This window comes from Photobacterium sp. S4TG1, from assembly GCF_036040035.1.
In the GTDB taxonomy this organism is placed as follows: domain Bacteria; phylum Pseudomonadota; class Gammaproteobacteria; order Enterobacterales; family Vibrionaceae; genus Photobacterium.
In genome coordinates, this window is sequence record NZ_JAYXUH010000014.1 from 14,529 (window position 1) to 33,684 (window position 19,156).

Annotated in this window: 18 protein-coding genes; 8 read left to right on the forward strand and 10 right to left on the reverse strand. The window is 42.8% G+C overall.

Annotation, left to right across the window (positions count from 1 at the left end):
- Positions 1–20 precede the first annotated feature (20 nt).
- Positions 21–992, reverse strand: a complete 972-nt coding sequence (gene ispB, locus VXS03_RS14955) for an octaprenyl diphosphate synthase (RefSeq protein WP_327764625.1) — start codon at positions 990–992, stop codon at positions 21–23.
- A gap of 278 nt (positions 993–1,270) precedes the next feature.
- On the opposite strand from ispB, the gene rplU reads away from it, so the two are divergent.
- From rplU to folA, 7 genes are all read left to right on the forward strand, one after another.
- On the forward strand, positions 1,271–1,582 hold the full coding sequence (gene rplU, locus VXS03_RS14960) for a 50S ribosomal protein L21 (RefSeq protein WP_005369904.1): 312 nt from the start codon (positions 1,271–1,273) through the stop codon (positions 1,580–1,582).
- Positions 1,583–1,600: 18 nt separating this feature from the next.
- Positions 1,601–1,858: a 50S ribosomal protein L27 gene (gene rpmA / locus VXS03_RS14965; protein ID WP_036796188.1), complete on the forward strand. Its 258-nt coding sequence runs from the start codon at positions 1,601–1,603 to the stop codon at positions 1,856–1,858.
- A 67-nt stretch (positions 1,859–1,925) separates the two neighbouring features.
- A complete protein-coding gene (locus VXS03_RS14970) occupies positions 1,926–2,852 on the forward strand; it encodes a DMT family transporter (protein ID WP_327764628.1) in 927 nt (308 codons plus the stop codon).
- Between the two features lie 87 nt (positions 2,853–2,939).
- Entirely contained in the window at positions 2,940–4,112 is a 1,173-nt protein-coding gene (gene cgtA / locus VXS03_RS14975; RefSeq protein WP_327764629.1) for an Obg family GTPase CgtA, read from the forward strand.
- 148 nt (positions 4,113–4,260) lie between these two features.
- Complete coding sequence (locus VXS03_RS14980) at positions 4,261–5,052, forward strand: threonine/serine ThrE exporter family protein (RefSeq protein WP_327764631.1); 792 nt, start codon at positions 4,261–4,263, stop codon at positions 5,050–5,052.
- Entirely contained in the window at positions 5,049–5,513 is a 465-nt protein-coding gene (locus tag VXS03_RS14985; RefSeq protein WP_442957456.1) for a threonine/serine exporter family protein, read from the forward strand. The genes VXS03_RS14980 and VXS03_RS14985 overlap by 4 nt, the downstream gene beginning before the upstream one ends.
- 49 nt (positions 5,514–5,562) lie before the next feature.
- Complete coding sequence (folA, locus tag VXS03_RS14990; RefSeq protein ID WP_327764635.1) at positions 5,563–6,045, forward strand: type 3 dihydrofolate reductase; 483 nt, start codon at positions 5,563–5,565, stop codon at positions 6,043–6,045.
- Positions 6,046–6,110: 65 nt separating this feature from the next.
- Here the strand turns inward: folA and VXS03_RS14995 are convergent, their stop codons facing one another.
- The 6 genes from VXS03_RS14995 to lptD all read right to left on the reverse strand — a co-directional run bounded on the left by VXS03_RS14995 (position 6,111) and on the right by lptD (position 13,072).
- Complete coding sequence (locus VXS03_RS14995) at positions 6,111–6,929, reverse strand: symmetrical bis(5'-nucleosyl)-tetraphosphatase (protein ID WP_327764637.1); 819 nt, start codon at positions 6,927–6,929, stop codon at positions 6,111–6,113.
- A gap of 50 nt (positions 6,930–6,979) precedes the next feature.
- Positions 6,980–7,363, reverse strand: a complete 384-nt coding sequence (gene apaG, locus VXS03_RS15000; protein WP_327764640.1) for a Co2+/Mg2+ efflux protein ApaG — start codon at positions 7,361–7,363, stop codon at positions 6,980–6,982.
- A 134-nt stretch (positions 7,364–7,497) separates the two neighbouring features.
- On the reverse strand, positions 7,498–8,319 hold the full coding sequence (rsmA, locus tag VXS03_RS15005) for a 16S rRNA (adenine(1518)-N(6)/adenine(1519)-N(6))-dimethyltransferase RsmA (protein ID WP_060998499.1): 822 nt from the start codon (positions 8,317–8,319) through the stop codon (positions 7,498–7,500).
- A complete protein-coding gene (gene pdxA / locus VXS03_RS15010; RefSeq protein WP_327764768.1) occupies positions 8,316–9,308 on the reverse strand; it encodes a 4-hydroxythreonine-4-phosphate dehydrogenase PdxA in 993 nt (330 codons plus the stop codon). The genes rsmA and pdxA overlap by 4 nt, the downstream gene beginning before the upstream one ends.
- A 10-nt stretch (positions 9,309–9,318) precedes the next feature.
- Positions 9,319–10,626: a peptidylprolyl isomerase SurA gene (surA, locus tag VXS03_RS15015; RefSeq protein WP_327764643.1), complete on the reverse strand. Its 1,308-nt coding sequence runs from the start codon at positions 10,624–10,626 to the stop codon at positions 9,319–9,321.
- A 46-nt stretch (positions 10,627–10,672) separates the two neighbouring features.
- The gene (gene lptD / locus VXS03_RS15020) at positions 10,673–13,072 is read right to left on the reverse strand and encodes an LPS assembly protein LptD (protein WP_327764645.1); all 2,400 of its coding nucleotides are present in this window, start codon (positions 13,070–13,072) and stop codon (positions 10,673–10,675) included.
- Between the two features lie 170 nt (positions 13,073–13,242).
- Here lptD and djlA point away from each other — a divergent pair, with 170 nt between their 5' ends.
- Positions 13,243–14,097, forward strand: coding sequence for a co-chaperone DjlA (djlA, locus tag VXS03_RS15025; protein ID WP_327764647.1), 855 nt, complete (start codon positions 13,243–13,245; stop codon positions 14,095–14,097).
- Positions 14,098–14,185: 88 nt separating this feature from the next.
- Here the strand turns inward: djlA and VXS03_RS15030 are convergent, their stop codons facing one another.
- The 3 genes from VXS03_RS15030 to rapA all read right to left on the reverse strand — a co-directional run bounded on the left by VXS03_RS15030 (position 14,186) and on the right by rapA (position 18,985).
- On the reverse strand, positions 14,186–15,139 hold the full coding sequence (locus VXS03_RS15030) for a D-2-hydroxyacid dehydrogenase (RefSeq protein WP_327764649.1): 954 nt from the start codon (positions 15,137–15,139) through the stop codon (positions 14,186–14,188).
- Positions 15,140–15,205: 66 nt separating this feature from the next.
- Positions 15,206–15,904, reverse strand: a complete 699-nt coding sequence (gene rluA / locus VXS03_RS15035) for a bifunctional tRNA pseudouridine(32) synthase/23S rRNA pseudouridine(746) synthase RluA (protein WP_327764651.1) — start codon at positions 15,902–15,904, stop codon at positions 15,206–15,208.
- A gap of 159 nt (positions 15,905–16,063) precedes the next feature.
- Positions 16,064–18,985 carry an RNA polymerase-associated protein RapA gene (rapA, locus tag VXS03_RS15040; RefSeq protein ID WP_327764652.1) on the reverse strand — a complete coding sequence of 974 codons (2,922 nt, stop codon included), beginning with the start codon at positions 18,983–18,985 and terminating at the stop codon, positions 16,064–16,066.
- Positions 18,986–19,156 lie beyond the last annotated feature (171 nt).

A 19,156-nucleotide genomic window follows, 5' to 3' on the forward strand; every position in this document is an offset into this window, starting at 1 on the left:
GATAAATAGGGGGGGATAGATTATTTCTTACGTTGTACTGCCATATGAGCAAGCGTAATCAGTGCTTGTTTATAGTCTGAATCAGCAATTGGAGCAAGTGCAGCAATGGCTTTTTGTGCTTCTTGTTCTGCACGTTGTTGTGTGTACTCCAACGAGCCGTGCTGACGCATACAAGCCAGAATAGCATCAAGCTTATCCATACCATTAGCATGCACAATAGCGTCTCTAATCATTGTAGATTGCGCTTGATCGCCATGATGCATAGCATGTAGTAATGGTAATGTTGGTTTACCTTCTGCAAGATCATCGCCAACGTTCTTACCCATTTCTTTACCATCGGCAACATAGTCAAGAACATCATCAATTAATTGGAAAGCAGTACCTAAATAACGACCATATTCTTGCAGTGCAACTTCAACTTCCGCAGATGCGTCAGCGATGATCGCTGCAATTTGAGTTGATGCTTCAAATAAACGTGCGGTCTTTGAGTAGATCACCTGCATGTAGCTATCTTCTGTGGTATCAGGATCATTACAGTTCATTAACTGCAGTACTTCACCTTCGGCGATCACATTAGTTGCTTCACTCATGATGTCAAGGATCCTTAATGATCTTAGGCTTGTCATCATTTGAAATGAACGCGTATAGATGTAATCACCAACTAACACACTGGCCGCATTCCCGAAAGCTGCGTTGGCAGTCTCTTTACCACGACGCATATCTGATTCATCAACCACATCATCATGAAGCAATGTAGCGGTATGAATAAATTCAACAAAAGCAGCGGCTGTGGTGTGTTTATCACCGTCATAGCCAAGTGCGCGGGCTGTTAATACAGCCAACATAGGGCGAATACGTTTTCCACCACTGTTTACAATGTAGAATCCGAGTTGATTAATTAGGGCTACATCTGAGTTCAGTTGCGCCTGTATCTTCGCGTCGACTTCCGCCATATCGTTGGCGGTGAGCGCTTGGATAGCTTTAAAATCCATTATACGTCCAGCAAGATTGTTAGCCGCGTAGGGCGGAAAATATTTCGAATTGATACGTGAATCTTACACTAAAATAACCATATCGTCATAACCTCAAATACAGCTATTTCAAACAGTTTTTGTGTTGGGTAGCTTTTCACCAATTTTCTTTCGAGAATGGCTTGCCACAAAGTCTCTTTTCGCGTAACATTCGCGCCCTATTGATGACAAGATTAAGCGCATACCCATTGCCCATTTTAGACGTGGCAAATGGCCTATGCGGAGAAGCGGAGTAAGACATGTACGCTGTTTTCCAAAGTGGTGGTAAACAACACCGTGTAAGCGAAGGCCAAACCTTACGCTTAGAAAAACTAGACGCTGAAACTGGCGCTAGCATTGAATTTGACTCAGTACTTTTAGTAGCTAATGGCGAAGAAGTATCTGTAGGCGCACCTTTTGTAGCTGGCGGTAAAGTAACTGCTGAAGTTGTTACTCACGGTCGTGGCGATAAAGTAAAAATCGTTAAGTTCCGTCGTCGTAAGCACTCTCGTAAGCAAATGGGCCACCGTCAGTGGTTCACTGAAGTCAAAATTACTGGCATCAGCGCTTAATAACAGGAGAATTTAAAGATGGCACATAAAAAAGCTGGCGGTTCTACTAATAACGGCCGTGATTCAGAAAGCAAACGCCTAGGTGTTAAGCGTTTCGGTGGCGAGTCTGTATTAGCAGGCAACATCATCGTTCGTCAACGTGGTACTAAGTTCCACGCTGGCACAAACGTTGGCCTAGGTAAAGACCATACTCTATTCGCTCTATCTGACGGTAAAGTGAAGTTTGAAGTTAAAGGTCCTAAAAACCGTAAATTCGTATCTATCGACGCTGAATAATTTTCAGAATCGACACGAATATTAAAGCCCTGCCTTTTTGGCGGGGCTTTTTATATCTGGAAGGTTTATGATTGATCGTGGCCCGATGATGGGTTTTTTTCTTGCAATGACCACTGCCGTTTTTTGGGGTGCGTTACCCATTGCAATGAAACAAGCCGTAGAAGTGATGGATCCTTTTACCATTGTTTGGTATCGCTTTATTACTGCAGCGTTTGGCTTAGGCCTTTTTTTAGCGTGGCGTAAGCAATTACCAACAATATCAAATCTTGGACGAATGAGCTGTGTGGTGCTTGTCATTGCCAGTCTTGGTCTCGCAGGTAATTTTGTACTGTATAATAGTTCATTAAAATATCTGAACCCTCCCGTAGTACAAGTAATTATCCAATTAGCCCCTGTGATGCTATTAGTGTCCAGTGCATGGGTGTTTAAAGAAAAACTAGGTCGTCATCAAATTGTGGGTGTAATTGCACTCATTAGTGGTTTGATCCTATTCTTTAATGAACGGCTTATTGAGTTGTTTACCAGTTTTTCTGGCTATACTGTGGGTGTTAGCCTTGCTGTTGCAGCTGCGTTAGTGTGGGTCGTTTATGGCTTGGCACAGAAGTGGTTATTACGGCAATTTTCATCGGCACAAATATTGCTGATGATTTATATTATCTGTGCTGTAATACTAACTCCCATGGCACAACCACAACAAATTTTAACAATGGATAACCGCCAATTAGGGATGTTGTTATTCTGTTGTGTTAACACGCTTGTTGGCTATGGTGCATTTGCAGAAGCAATGGCACGTTGGCAAGCATCACAAGTGAGTGCAGTGATCACACTGACACCCTTGTTTACGATATTATTTGTCGATCTTGCGAGTTTGGCTTGGCCACAATATGTTGCGACGGTCTCTTTGAATATATGGGGCTATCTCGGTGCTATAGTTGTGGTAGGTGGCGCTGTTTGTTGTGCTATAGGCCATAAGTTTATAAGCCCAGGCAAATAGCCAAGGTCCATGAAATAATTACTACGCGGTGATATGCGCTAAATGCCCTCATCGCAGTATGTTAAACGCCACAGTGCGGAGAAAAAAATGAAGTTTATAGATGAAGCGGTTATTCGCGCCGATGCCGGTGATGGCGGTAACGGTGTAGTAAGTTTTCGTACTGAAAAGTACATTCCTCGTGGCGGTCCTGATGGCGGCGACGGCGGCGACGGTGGCGACGTTTACCTGTACGCTGATGAAAACTTCAATACACTAATTGATTACCGTTTTGAGCGTTTCCATGCCGCTGAGCGTGGTGAAAATGGTCGTGGCGGTAACTGTACTGGTAAACGCGGTGCGGATGAAGTATTAACAGTACCTGTAGGTACGCGTGCTATCGACGAAGATACGGGCGAAGTGATTGCCGATCTTACTGAACATGGTATGAAAGTGATGGTTGCTAAAGGCGGTTTCCACGGCCTAGGTAATACACGCTTTAAATCATCTGTAAACCGTGCTCCACGTCAAAAGAGTATGGGCAGTAAAGGTGAAATTCGTCATTTACGCCTAGAGTTACTGCTTTTAGCTGATGTGGGCATGCTAGGTTTACCTAATGCGGGTAAATCTACCTTCATTCGCGCTGTATCGTCTGCTAAGCCGAAAGTAGCTGATTACCCGTTTACTACCCTTGTTCCAAGCTTGGGCGTGGTACGTGTTGATGCAGAGCGTAGTTTTGTTGTTGCTGATATTCCAGGTCTAATCGAAGGTGCTGCTGACGGTGCTGGCTTGGGTATTCGCTTCTTGAAGCACCTTGAGCGTTGTCGTGTGTTATTACACATGGTTGATCTGTTACCTGCCGATGGTTCAGATCCAGTAGAGAATGCCTTTACTATTATCAATGAGCTTGAGCAATACAGCGATAAGCTAGGTAATAAACCACGTTGGATCGTATTTAACAAAGCAGATCTTCTTGATGAAGAACAAGCACAAGAAAAGATCACTGAAGTACTTGAAGCATTAGCATGGGAAGGCAAACATTATAGTATCTCAGCGTTAAACCGCATTGGTACTAAAGAGCTGACTTATGATCTGATGGCTGCTATCGAGGCATTACCTCGTGTTAAGTATGAAGTTGAAGAGCAGAAAGAAGATAAAGTCGACTTTAAGTGGGATGATTACCACGCTGAGCAGATTAAGAAAGTTCAGGATGAAGACGATGATGATGATTGGGATGACTGGAATGAAGATGATTACGATGTAGAAATCATCTATAAGCCATAAGCCATAAGCCATTATCGGCGACATGCATAAGAAGCCATACCGTTGAGGTGTGGCTTTTTTTTGTGCTTAATCAACACGCCTGGTCGTGGGTTAGGTATGCTAGTTATTCTGAAATGATTTTTATAATGGATTGTAAATGGATATCAACATGGAGAGGGTTTTGCTACCGTTGAGCGAAACCCAGCAACGGAAAGTGACTCGGTTGGCAATAGAGGCGGGACAGCGGTTATTACAGCATGGCGCTGAGAGTACCGTAATTATGGATGTTACCCGCCGATTGGGATTAGCGCTTGGTGTCGAGCATGTTGAGGTGTCATTATCGGCGAGTTCAATGGTGATCAGTACTCGCCATTTAGGTTGTTGTATTACCACAACTCGACGTTGCCAAGACGGCGGGATCAACATGCAAATAGTGACCGATATTCAACGAATTTGTATTCTTGTTGAGCGGGGGTTGTTGGATGATAATGACGTTCAATACCGCTTAGAAAACCTCAAAACTCAACGTTATAATCGCTGGTTAGTGGTGGTTATGATAGGTCTATCCTGTGCCGCATTTAGCCGTTTAGCTGGTGGCGATTGGCCTGTTTTTTTACTGACTTTTTGTGCCTCTTCTGTGGGAATGTATGTCCGCCAACTAATCGCCAGTTACCATTTTAATCCACTGCTTAATTTTGGAGTAACAGCGTTTGTAACTACGCTCATTTCAGGCCTTGGTGAAGTCTATAATATCGGCGATCAACCCTTTTTAGCTATGGCTTCATCAGTACTGATGTTAGTCCCTGGTTTCCCGCTAATTAATGCTATTGCTGACATGGTGAAAGGTTTTCCAAGTATGGGGTTAGCCCGTTGGACCATGGCAAGTTTATTAACCTTATCGACCTGCATGGGCATCATCGCAGCGATGAATGTATTGGGCGTATGGGGGTGGTTGCTATGACGTTAATCCTAGCGTTACTCAATGATATGCTATTGGCGATGATCCCTGCATTAGGGTTTGCATTAGTGTTTAATGTGCCACAAAAGGCCCTTAAATATTGTGCGATTGGTGGTGCTATTGGCCATGGAACGCGGTTTCTATTAATGCATTGGGGGCTTTCTATTGAATGGTCAACGCTTGTGGCTGCTACGCTGGTTGGTATGATAGGAGTGCATTGGTCGCACCGTTTTTTAGCTCATCCTAAAGTGTTTACAGTAGCGGCGTTGATCCCTATGGTTCCTGGCGTGTTTGCTTTTAAAGCTATGATTGCGATTGTTGAGATTAATCACCGCGGCTTTTCGTTAGCCCTATGGGGATTGATGATCGATAACGTGCTAAAAGCGATGTTTATTGTTGCTGCGTTAGCGATTGGACTCGCGATGCCTGGGTTATTGTTCTATCGTCGTCGTCCTGTGGTATAACTACTCAGAATGAAAAGACGACACTGACAACGGAAATGGAGACGCAAAGATGAAGATCAGCATGATCGCCGCAATGGCACACCAACGGATCATTGGCAAAGATAATAGTATGCCATGGCATTTACCTGCTGATTTTGCATGGTTTAAGCGTTGTACACTTGGTAAACCGATTGTTATGGGACGTAAAACCTTTGAATCAATTGGGCGTCCATTACCTGGTAGATTAAATATTGTTATTAGTCGTAATCCTGATTTTAATGCTGAAGGGATCACTGTTGTCGGTGATATGGCGGCTGCACAGTTAGCAGCAGCGAATGCTGAAGAAATGATGATTATTGGTGGTGGCAGTATTTATCAGGCTTATTTACCGTGTGTAGATCGGTTATACCTGACATTTATTGATGCAGATCTCGACGGCGATACCCAATTTCCTGAATGGGGCGAACATTGGGATACTATTGAAAGTCAGCATTATGCTGCAGATGATAAAAATGCTTATGCGATGGAGTTTGTGATCTTAGAGCGATCATAACCAAAGTTGCAGACGTTAATATCAAGAATGCCGACAATAACTGTCGGCATTTTTATGTGTCGCGATCATGCGTAAAGTGGGCACTCAGTAACGAATCGCTGCCCATCTTCCCAACGCAGCATAGTTAAGCTATTGCCCCATACACAGCCAGTATCTAATCCAATACAGTGCTCATCTTGATGACCCATTAAGGCAGCCCAATGACCAAAGATAATCGTCTTTGCTAATGGTTGTGCGCGCTTAACATCAAACCAAGGGATCAAGTTACCAGCACTTGGATCATTGGGTTGTACTTTACAGTGCATATCCAATCGTCCTTGAGGATCGCAAAATCGCATTCGCGTAAAACTGTTGATCGTAAATCGTAACCGTTCTATTTGAGAAAGATCGTCTTGCCACCAATCTGGGCCATCACCATACATGTTTTTTAATAACCACAAGTAATCATCAGACTGAAGCAGAGCCTCGACTTCTCGTGCATGTTGACGCGCCTGTTCAAGCGTCCATTGTGGCGTAATACCCGCATGCACCATAACCAATGGGTAATGAGGATGTTCCGCTAATAATGGCTGGTGGCGCAACCAATTAAGGAGTTCTGGGCCATCTTCAGCGGTAAAAATTTGATGGATATTATCGCTTTTTTTAGCGCGCGCCAGTTGATGAGATACCGCTAATAAATGCAGATCATGATTGCCTAAAATGACCGTAGCATGATCGCCCAATGCTTTTACAAAGCGTAATGTTTCTAACGATTCTGGGCCGCGAGCAACCAGATCGCCAGCAAGCCATAAATGATCATGATGAGGATCGAAATTTGCTTGGGCCAGTAATTTTTTTAAGTCGGGTAAACAACCTTGAATATCACCGACAAGATAAGTCGCCATGGTGCTCCCATTATCAATGCGTTAATTAACATGAAATTAATCGCATTAGGTTAATGAAGAATGTTCGGCATTGCTAGTCGAAATGGTATGACTTCAACTTTAAAGCGATTACCTGCTTCATCTTCCATGGTGTATTGACCTTGCATAACACCGACAGGGGTTTCGATGATAGTACCGCTGGTATAAGTGAATTCATCTGCTGCGTTTATATGGGGTTGTTGTCCGACGACGCCTTCACCTTCAATAACTAATTTTTTGCCATTAGCATCAGTAATTAACCAATAGCGTGTTAGTAAGTGGGCGCTACCGCGGCCTAGATTTTTAATAGTGATCGTGTATGAAAATACATAACGTTGCTGATCCGGTTGCGATTGTTCTGCTAGATAATGACTGACAACATGGCATTTGATCGTTGGAGGAGATGAGAGACTCACAGGCAATATCCTTTGCTGATGATTTATTCTCATTTTAGTATTGTTGGCTGATAAATAAAGAAAACCCTGCATAGCACGTGATACGTTACACAGGGTTATTATGTTATAAGCGCAGTTGTTAATGCGCGATAACGTTATTGCTCTTCTTTTTGGAAATTAGCGTCAAGCCAATTTGCCATAGCAACAAATTGTTCTACCGTAATGTTTTCTGGGCGATGGCCAGGGTTAATACCTAGCGCTTCTAGTTGTTCTGGTGTGAACAACCCTTTGTAACAGTTACGGATTGTTTTACGACGTTGGTTGAAGCCTTCACGACACACACGATCTAGCCATTTAAGGTTAGTACATGGGAACGGTAGCACTTCATACGGCGTTAAACGTACTACTGCTGAATCTACTTTTGGTGCTGGTACGAAAGATTCTGGTGGAACTTCCAATACTGGCATCACTTTACAGTAGTATTGCGCCATTACCGTTAAACGGCCATAAGCTTTACTACCAGGACCCGCAGCAAGACGATTAACCACTTCTTTTTGAAGCATAAAGTGCATATCTAGTACGTCTTTATGGAATTCAAAAATGTGGAACATCAATGGGGTTGATATGTTGTAAGGCAAGTTACCGAAGATACGTAACTTATTATTTTCTTTAATAAGTTGCGTAAAGTCGAAACGCATTGCATCACCTTCGTGAATAGTAAGCTTTGACGCTAGATCTGGGTGATTACGTAAACGCTCAGCCAAATCTCGGTCAAGTTCGATAACTGTAAATTTATCAACTAACTTACCAACATATTCAGTGATCGCACCAAGGCCGGGGCCAATTTCTACCAAGTTTTGGCCTGGTAGAGGGTTAATCGCTGACACAATGCCATCAATAATATATGGGTCTTTTAAAAAGTTTTGGCCAAAGCGCTTACGCGCGCGGTGACCTAAGTGGACTTGATCGCTGCTCATGCTTGTTTTTCTACCAATTCGAGGGCGTGGGATAGCGCTGTCCGAAGGCTACCTATGTCTGCTTGCCCAGTACCTGCGAGTTCCAGTGCGGTACCATGATCTACTGAAGTTCTGATAAAGGGCAGTCCCAACGTAATGTTGACTGACTTACCGAAGCCTTTGTATTTCAGCACCGGTAACCCTTGATCGTGATACATGGCTAACACCGTATCGGCATCAGCTAAATATTTTTCTTGAAAGATGGTATCAGCCGGTAACGGTCCGATAAGATCCATGCTTTCTTGTTGACGTAGTTGTTCTAATGTTGGAGCAATGGTATCAATTTCTTCCATGCCCAAACAGCCATCTTCACCGGCATGAGGATTGAGCCCACAAACATAAATTTTGGGAGACGCAATACCAAATTTAGTCACTAGATCAGCATGCAAGATACGAATAACTTGCTTTAGCCGAGGTTCTGTAATGGCTTTTGCTACACAGTTTAACGGAATATGGGTTGTCACTAAAGCAACCCGTAATCCTTCTGTTGCAAGCATCATAACAACTTGCGCAGTATCAGACTGTTGTGCAAAAAATTCAGTGTGGCCACTAAAAGAAACCCCAGCGCGGTTAATAACCCCTTTATGAACAGGGCCGGTTACAACCGCAGCAAACTCACCACTCATACAGCCTGCAGCTGCACGCTCTAGTGTCGCTAGTACATAGAGACCATTTTGTTCGTTAAGCTGTCCACAGACAACCTCAGTGGCGCTATCAACCTGAACGACAGTCATGGTTCCCGCTTGATGCGGTTGCGCTGCTAACTCGGGCTGATAAGGCAAAATGGTTAAAGGTAAACCTAATTGAGCCGCACGTTCTACCATAACCTGCGCATCAGCACAAACGACAAGTTGGTGAGGCCAAGGTTGTTGGCACAAGGCAATGACTAGATCAGGGCCAATCCCGGCCGGTTCACCTGGGGTGATAACAATCCGTTGTGTGTTAGTCATATGCTTGTTATTAGCCATTATTTACCTTATTCATTTGTTCGATATATGCGCCAGCACGAAGGTCTTGTAACCATGTTTGTGCTTCTTCATTAAACTTACGGTTAAATAGGATTTGAGCGGCACGATTTTTTAATGCGGCTTCAGTACGATCGACATTACGACGGCCTTCAACTTCAACAATGTGCCAGCCGAACTGTGATTTAAACGGTTGGCTAATTTGATCAACAGGTAATGTTTCAACTTCTTTTTCAAACGCAGGCGCATAGATTGATGGTACTTGCCAACCTAATTGGCCACCGTTAGCCGCAGAACCTGGATCTGCACTGTATTGTTTTGCTGCTGCTGCAAATGTTTCTTTGCCGCTAATGATTTTTTGACGAATCGTTTCTAGTTCACGTTTTGCCGCTGCATCACTAAGAATAACCGAGGTTTTAATTAAAATATGACGTGCTTTTACTTCAACCACTGAAACGGTTGGCATGCCTTTAACGTCATTAATTTTTAAAATATGGTAACCAACACCACTACGGAAAGGACCGATTACACTGTCTTTGCTGCTGGTTTTAATTTGGTCAGCAAAAATTGTTGGCATTTCTTCTTTACTCATCCAGCCCCATTCACCGCCTTTTAGAGCTTTAGGACCTTTTGAGTAGCGGTAAGCCAATTCAGCAAAATTAGCGCCTTGTTTGATCTCAGCATAAATCTTGTCTGCTTCTTGCTTGGCTTTTTCACGCGTAGCTTTATCAGCATCATCATCGACAGCAATTTGAATTTGGCTGATATTGTATTGCACGTTTTGTTGGGTTTGTTTTGCTAATTGAGCTGCAAGGTTATCCACTTCTTGAGGAAGAATGTTAACGCGTTTACGTACAATAATGGTACGTGCTTCAGAGGCTAGCATGTCGTTACGTAATTGCTCACGGAACATTGGGTAGCTAATACCCGCATTGGCTAAATCTTGACGTAGTTGAGTCACGGTCATATTACGTTGTTTAGCAACATCAGCAACGGCTTGATCTAATTGGCTATCATCAATGCGTAATCCCAGCTGTTTAGCTTGTTGGATCTGCAAATTTTCCATGATCAATTTATCCATCACTTGCTGACGTAAAATATTGTTCGGAGGCAGTTGTTGGCCTTCTGCCGCAGCATTGAGATGAACGGTTTTCAACATTGCATCGACGTCACTTTGTAAAATCACGCCGTCATTAACTGTGGTGACAATTTGATTTAATTCTTGCGGTTGAGGGGCTGCCATCGCTGTTGCTGTCATACCCATAAGCATTACGCTTAGCGCCGAATACTTCCACTTTTTCATTTATAGTCCGTCATGTTGAGTGGCGATTATGTTATCGCCACGATCATTAATTTTTAAGTGTGAATGGGTCTGCATAACCCAGAATATTGTCGCCATCATCTGATGTTTGACCAAATGGTCGTGCACCTTGAAGACCAAGTAGACTAAACGAGAAACTAACATTGCTGTCGTATTCGGTAAAATCTTGGTTCAATGGATCTTTTGCATAGCGATTATAGCTTAAACCTATCATCCAACATGCCGAGCGGTAAACTAAGCCTACACGACTCTCTAACATTTTATTGACGTTCATATCTTGGAAGTAATCCGCTGTAACATCAATATTGTCATTAATAGGGAAACCTGCCGATAAACCTAATTGTGAAATACCATCGCGCTTGCCATTGACTTCAATATTGGGATTATCAACATATTTGGTTAGATAACTACTAGAAACATAGCGATAACTTGGTTGTACAAACACACGCCCATTACGGTATTCAACCGCGGTGCTGCCTTGTTGAACTTCATTTTCACTTGAATCATATTGCATTGCACTCTTGAAGAATAAATTATCATCAAGGTTGAATTCAGTCTCTAATGCGGTTGCAGAATAGCTTTTTGCATCAGTGCCATCAGCGACGGGTTTATCAATATAGAAAATTTGACCCAATGAAAGGGTAAAACGTTCCTTAAAGTCTGCATCATAATAACGTGTGGTCGCACCAACGGTAAATTGGTTAGCTGGCGCGATATAATCATGACCACTATAAGTTCTGTCGCTAAATAGGCCGTAATAGTCTTGTTGTAAGCGGGTTGAGTCATAGCCGCCACCGCTATAATTAACGGGATTATAGATGCCACTTTGATCAACATCTTTCACATATAAATATTGTAGTTGTGGCTCTAAACTTTGAGTGTAATGCTCACCCATGATCGAGGTGTCACGTTCAAAGTACAAGCTACTGTTGACTCTAAACTCGGGCACCGTGCGGTCTGCTGTTTTATCTAGCGTGTTGAGATCAGGGTTTGCCTGAACATCAAATTGCTGATTGTAATGGGCATACATTAATTTAGCTTGCGTGGTAACAGACCACCAAGGGGTCGCATACGGCAAGGTTAATGTAGGTTCTACTGTTACTCGATCCGCTGTTGGCTTCGATCTATCATCGGTATCAAATTTACTGATACTCATTGGTAAACTAAAATCTAACCCATAAGGAAGATCTGATTTATAATAGGTGCTTGATAGTTGAGGCATTAAACGGTACTGCGTGCCTTCGCCACTTTCAGTCAGTGGTTGGAAGTCACGTACCATTAAGTTAGTGTCCCAATTATCATTACGATAAGCCAACGATGCCGTTTGCAATAAGTTATTATCTTCACGTTGACCAATAATAGAGTCGACGTCATCAAAATATTTTGCATCACTGACTTTGCTGTAATCGATATTTAGCAACCAGTTTTTATCGATAATACCGCTATGCGTCCATTGGAATCCCCAACGCTGATCATAATCGCGGTATTTTTTATCGTGGCCTAAATACTCCCCAATGACTTTACCTTGACCAAAATCAGACAGATAACGGAACTCAGAGGTTAACTGTAATCCTCTGTGGTTCATATACTTAGGAGTAAAAGTTAAGTCGTAATTGGGAGCTATGTTCCAGTAAAAAGGTGTTTCTAGCTCCATACCGTTTTTCGAACCGTAACTAATTGACGGATATAGAAAACCAGTAAGACGTTGATCAGTAACAGGAACACGTAACCACGGTAGATAAAACACAGGCACATCAAGGACTTCAAAGCGGGCGTTATACAGATCTGCAAACGGTGAGTCACCATCACGATCTAAACTGCCCGCAGCGAAGCGCCAACTTTTATCGTTAGCAGGACAGGTGGTGTAAGTTCCATCTGTCATCTTATAAAACTGAGTGCCGTCAACATTACGACGCTCAATTAATTTAGCGTCCCCTCGTCCAGCCTGACAGGTCATTTTATAGATGGCATCATCCATTTGAGCATCTTTGGTATCAAGATCGCTAGTTAAGCTTTTGGCATCAATGTCCATGCCGCCATCTTGATAGAAAACATTGCCATCTGCCGTCACAATGTTGGCTGGTTGTTGCAAGGTCGCTTTATCGGCAACAATCGTCCGTGTGCCTTGTTTTACTACCACATCACCAGAATATACAGCGGCTGTATTTTGTTGTGCTTCAACACGGTTAGCACTGATATGGATCGGTTCGTTATTGGTATCTTGTTTGCGATCTTTTTCCGGGATGCAGACACCACGTACCATCGCAATTGGATTTTTGTTACCATTAATTGCATTATTAGCAGGGTCAGCAATGTTTTTTTGGTTGTGACTATCACCGCTTGTTGGGGTAATGTCAGCTGCCATTGCTGGGCCATATAGGGCTAAGCTAATCATTGTGGCTAGTAAACTGTGAGAGGTAAGTGACATCTAATTCAACATTCCTGTATCAATTTGGTGCAAGGCGAATTGTTGCGCTTTTTACAAGCATTCCCGACAAATGACAGCTATCATAATGCAAATTTAACGCGACGGCATCTTTTCAGCGCATGCTGTTGGGTAAACAGTGAAAAAATTAACGAACTACCAGAGAGTATAGAATGCAGAGAACGGGTATATGGGGAAAAATTTTCGGTGCTCTACTGGGAATATTGCTTGGCCCTAAATATATAGGTTTTTTAATTGGCTTATTTATTGGTCATCAATTTGATAAAGCGTATGCCCGCCAAAAAAATGGTGGTTTTGGCGGTTTTGGTGGTAAAAATGCCACTAATGCAGAGCGCCAAGCTGAGTTCTTTAATGCTTGTTTTGCTACCATGGGGCACATGGCAAAGGCCAAAGGACGTGTCACTGAAAATGAAATTCGTGTCGCCAGTACGATCATGGATCGAATGGGGCTGCAGGGAGAATCTCGTCGCCAAGCACAAAATGCGTTTCGTGAAGGTAAGGAAGATAACTTCCCATTAGAAGAAACCCTTAATCGCGTTCGTAATAGTGCCGGCCGAGCTGACTTATTACAGTTTTTCTTAGAATTGCAAATTCAAGCGGCGTTTGCTGATGGTGAATTACACCCGAAAGAGCGTCAACTCTTGCATGTTATTGCGCGTTATCTTGGTTTCTCTGAAGCACAATTAGAACAACGTTTACAGATGCAAGAAGCAGCATTTCGTTTCCAACAAGGCGGCTTCCATCAGCAGTATCAACAGCAAGGAGGTGGTTTTCAAGCACCACCTACACGAGATCAATTAGCGGATGCATTTAAGGTGTTAGGCGTTAATGAAGATGCTTCTGCGCAAGAAGTGAAACGTGCTTACCGTAAGCAAATGAATGAACATCATCCAGATAAATTGGCAGCTAAAGGTTTGCCGCCAGAAATGATGGAAATTGCAAAGCAAAAGACTCAAGAACTGCAAGCGGCTTATGATCTGATTCGTAAAGAAAAAGGCTTTAAATAGTCAGCTAACGGAATCGACAGTTGAACCGCAATTAGCAATTGAAAAAAAGCGAGCGCAATGCTCGCTTTTTTGTGGTTAAAAATCGAGATTACAGCTGGTTTTTATGGGTGCCTTGATGAAAGCTATTAATATTATCTATCAATTGTTTAACTAAAGTTTGAATGGCGAAATCTGATCCCCACGCGACATGTGGCGTTAGAATCAGGTTTGATAGCTGACTATGAGCAACTAATGGATTTGATGGCAATGCTGGCTCGGTTGTAAAAACATCGATTCCTGCTCCTGCTATTTGGTGAGAGAGGAGTGCATTAACTAAGGCTTGTTCGTTAATTAAACCACCGCGGCTAGTATTAATTATTATTGCGCTTGATTTCATTAGTGCTAATTGCTGTGCTGCAATCATATTATGGGTGGTTGGTGTCAGTGGGCAATGTAAGCTAATAATGTCAGCTTCGCGTAGCACTTGCTCAAAAGGGTGGTAACCATCTCGGCACTGGCTTGCTCCTGCATGCTCGGCAAATAAAACCTCCATGCCAATGGCGCGTGCCAGTGTCGCAACAGCCTGACCTAAAGAGCCGTTACCAATAATACCTAAGGTTGATCCTGCAACATCGGTAATGGAGTGCGTGAAAAAACAAAATTGTTGCTGACGTTGCCATTCACCGTTAGCAATATCTTGATGATAACCCGCAAGATTACGTTTAAGGGCAAAGATCATTGCAATAACGTGCTCAGGTACCGAGCGTGTGGCATAGCCCTGAATATTGGCAACTTTGATGTTGTGAGTTCGACAATAGTCGAGATCAACGTTATTGGTCCCTGTTGCAGCAATGGCGATAAATTTAAGCTGCGGTAATTGAGCTAGTACCTGACTATCTAGTACAACTTTATTAGTGATTGCTATCGTGGCGTGTTGTAGGCGTTCAACCACTTGTGATGGTGGTGTTGTGTCGTATTGATGCCATTGGTGACAAAAATCAGGGCGAGGAAGACTAATGTGTGCCGGAATAGTGCCATGATCAAGAAAAACGATAGTTTCCATGGGTCATCTCAATAAACAATGAATGCAAGCTGTAAGCTAGCATTCATTGTGAAAGATGCCTACCGTTTACGGGTAAATTGTTTGCGTTAGTGCTTGTGGGTAAAATTCACACGGCGCAAACAGGTGCATTGGTTCATCAGTCCCTGGATGGGTAAAAGTTAGCTCAGCAGCATGCAGTAACAATCGTGGTGATGCCGCAATCGCATCGTCATTAGCATAGAATTTATCACCTAAAATCGGATGTCCTAGTGCTTGCATATGTACTCGTAGCTGATGTGAACGCCCTGTGATAGGTAATAAGCGAACGAGAGTGCTATTCTCATCACGACTTAGTACTTCATAGTGAGTCACAGAAGGTTTACCATCATCAAAACATACTTTTTGACGCGGACGATTAGGCCAATCACAAATTAATGGTAAATCAACCGTACCCGTATCATGCTCCATGTGTCCCCAAACCCGTGCGTAATATACTTTTTTAGTTTCACGTTCACGAAATTGTGCTTTGAAATGACGTTCAGCTGCTTTATTTAAAGCCAATACAATCAAGCCAGAGGTGCCCATATCTAACCGATGTACAATTTGTGATTGAGGATATTGAGCTAATACGCGCGCAAACACACTGTCATGATGCTCAGGCTGGCGACCTGGATTTGATAACAGACCGGCTGGTTTATTGACCGCTATAATATCATTATCAATAAAAAGAGTATCCAGCCAAGGATCTGTGGGTGGATTATAGTTCAGCACTGGCAATGGTTTCATGATGCGCTCGCAAATTGAGAGTGAAAAATTGGTCAGCATACTAATATGAATGCCTTACAATTGGTATGTCTATAGTACGTTAGCCATAAAAAAAACCGCCGATAAGATGCTGTAAACATACTATCGACGGTCAAATTTTTATAACGATAACATCAGTAATTAGTTATGGCTAACAACGATCAAACGTAGTGAATCTAACTGAATTTGAGCTTTAGCAATATAATCTGTCAAATCCAAAATTTGAGATTCGATTAACTCTAATTCGTCATCACGAATGTTGGGGTTAACTGCTTTTAGTGCAAGTAAACGCTGATGTTCAGCACGTAAAGTCGCTTCCATCTCGGCTTGTGCTTGACTACGTACGGTGACTAATTCTTTGTCAATTTCACGTTCAGCATGAGCAATAAGAGTATGGATATCTTTTTGTACTGAGTTAACTAATTTGCTGCCTAAATGGCGGTTAATTGGACTTAACTGACGGTTAAAGCTTTCAAATTCAACATTGGCAGATAGATTGTTACCTTTACTATCAAGTAAAATGCGAATCGGTGTTTTCGGTAAGAAACGACCAATGCCGGATTGTTTTGGTGCTTGCGCATCAACCACGTAAATCAGCTCTAATAACAAGGTACCAACAGGCAGTGCTTTGTTTTTCAATAATGAAACTGCTGTTGTTCCCACACCTTCACTTAATAGTAATTCAATGCCACCTTGAATCATTGGGTGCTCCCAGCTGATAAAGTGTAAGTCTTCGCGTGATAGTGCAGTGTTACGATCAAAAGTGATGGTGCAACCGTCATAAGGTAAGCCTGGGTAGCTTGCAACCATCATGTGTTCTGATGGTGTTACCACAATCGCATTTTCACCCTTGTCGTCTTGGTTCAGGCCGATAGTATCAAACAAACCCAGTGCAAAAGAGACCAAGTTAGTATCGCCATCTTTACTACTAATTTGTTCCACTAACTGTTGTGCCGCTTCACCACCATTAGAGTGGATTTCAAGTAAGCGGTCACGGCCTTGTTCAAGTTTACCTTTAAGTTCGTTATGCAGTGCTGCACTTTGAGTGATCACCGCTTCCAGTGCGTCACTGTCTTGCTTATCACTAGCAAGTAGTGTGATTAAATCTTCACATACCGCTTCATAAACAGGACGACCCGTTGGGCAGGTCTCTTCAAAGGCATTTAAGCCTTCGTTAAACCAACGTGCTAATAAGGCTTGTGAGGTACCTTCAAGGTGCGGTACGTGAATTTCAATTTCACGTTGCTGACCGATGCGATCTAAACGACCAATACGTTGCTCTAGTAAATCAGGGTTACTTGGTAAATCAAACATCACTAATTGATTAGCAAATTGGAAGTTACGACCTTCTGAACCAATCTCTGAACAGATTAATACTTGAGCGCCACTTTCTTCTTGCGCGAAATATGCTGCCGCTTTATCACGTTCAATAATAGACATGCCTTCGTGGAACACGGTCGCACGAATACCTTCACGCTCTCGTAAAGCTTGCTCTAATGTTAATGCAGTTTGAGCACGTGAACAGATCACCAACACTTTCTCATTACGGTTGGCTTTGAGCATATCTAGCAGCCAATTAATGCGAGGATCAAAGTTCCACCATGTTGCTGATTCACCTTCAAACTCTTGATAGATATCTTCAGGGTAAAGCAGTTTAATTGCTTTTTCATTAATGCTTAGTTTACCTGCCATCATGCCAGCTACACGCATTGCGGTGCTGTACTGATTTGGCATTGGTAATGGGTACATATTAAGGTGACGCTTAGGGAAACCTTTGATTGCGGAACGAGTGTTACGGAATAATACGCGGCCAGTACCGTGACGATCCATGAGATTACGGATTAATTCGTGACGTGCTTCAAGCGCTTCTGCATCATCTGCTGTGGTTGCATTTTCAATGGCAGTGATCATTGGCTCAACGTTTTGGCCTGCAAGCAAATCAACTAGAGTCTGCTTAGCGTTACTATCAAGTTTTTCACCGGCAAGTAATTTTGATACGGCGTCAGCAACCGGCTCATATTGACGTTCTTCTTCGACGAAGGCTTCGTAATCGTAAAAACGATCAGGGTCTAATAAGCGTAGGCGAGCAAAGTGGCTTTCACGGCCTAATTGTTCAGGGGTTGCCGTTAGCAGTAATACGCCAGGTGTTTTTTCAGCAATAGCTTCAACCACTTGGTATTGACGGCTTGGACGCTCTTCACTCCATTCAAGGTGGTGCGCTTCATCGACAATTAATAGATCCCAATCGGCATCTAATGCTTGCTCAAATCGACGACGGCTTTTGCGTAGGAAATCGAGTGAACACAACACGTATTGTGCGGTATCAAATGGGTTAGCCGCATCCGCTAAAGATTCAACACAACGCTCTTCATCAAAAATAGAAAAGTGCAGATTAAAGCGACGCATCATTTCTACAAGCCATTGATGCTGTAGTGTTTCGGGTACCAAAATCAGAATACGTTCAGCACGGCCAGATAGCACTTGTTGGTGAATGATCATGCCCGCTTCAATGGTTTTACCTAAACCTACTTCATCGGCTAAAAGTACGCGCGGTGCATAACGACGACCGACTTCGTGAGCGATGTAAAGTTGGTGTGGAATCAAACCTGCACGCATGCCACATAAACCACGCAATGGGCTTTTTAGCTGTTCATATTGATTTTTTAGCGCGCGGTAACGTAATGCAAATCGATCCATACGATCAATTTGACCTGCAAATAATTTATCTTGTGGTTTATTGAAACGAATTTGATGGCTTAGAAATATTTCACGTAACGCGACATCGCTTTCTTCGGTATCTGTACGGGTACCGATATAAGTGATAATTCCTTTATCTTCTTCGATCGCTTCAACTTTGAGCGACCAGCCTTCGTGGCTTTCAATCACATCGCCAACATTAAACATTACACGGGTAACTGGTGCATCATGTCGAGCGTATAAACGGTTTTCATCTGATGCTGGAAACATCAAGCTAACAGTGCGAGGCTCAATCGCGACGACTGTTCCCAAACCTAAATCACTTTCTGTATCACTGATCCAACGTTGACCCAAAGCAAATGGCATAGTGCTAGAAACCTTCTAATTATTTGATATAAAGGAAATATTATAATTCGCGTTGTCTGTTTATCGTCTATAATAAAACTAAATGCATAGATGAATAATATGGCATACGCATAACTCAAAAATGGGGGAGTTATGTTACTGCATGATGTGATTAAGGTCACGGTGAAAGTG